The 425-nt window shown below is 28.7% G+C and carries 1 pseudogene; it reads right to left on the reverse strand.

The features are described 5' to 3' along the window. Positions 1-119: 119 nt before the first annotated feature. A pseudogene (locus U881_RS10365) lies at positions 120-425 on the reverse strand (hypothetical protein); the annotation flags it as partial.

Consider the following 425-nt stretch of genomic DNA (forward strand, 5'->3'; position numbering starts at 1 on the left):
AAGCTCAATCTCGTATGTAAATGATTGAAAACTAAAATCAGTATTTGAGACTCCAAGTGCAGTAATTAGCTTTGTGTAAAACGCATTCAAATTATCACCAGACATTTAAATACCCTAAGTTAACTTTGCTTGATATCAACTCTTAAAATACTATTTTGTGTTGCAAGTAAACCACCTAGTACAAAATCAAGATATGAATGCGCAATATCAGTTGAATCTTTATCAATTTGTTCATTTGGCATTGGTAACATATACTTACTTGGTTTAAATTTAATGAGTTCTGCATTTAATGGATAAATAAGTATTTGGTGTGAAAGTAAGTTACTTGTCTCAATATATACTTCTTGTCTATTATTAACAGCTTTAATAGTCTTAATTAAAAAATCCTCCCATGAATCAGTTGAAGAATAGATATGAGAATTAGA

It is taken from the genome of Borrelia persica No12, from assembly GCF_000500045.1.
GTDB classification, from domain to species: Bacteria; Spirochaetota; Spirochaetia; order Borreliales; family Borreliaceae; genus Borrelia; species Borrelia persica.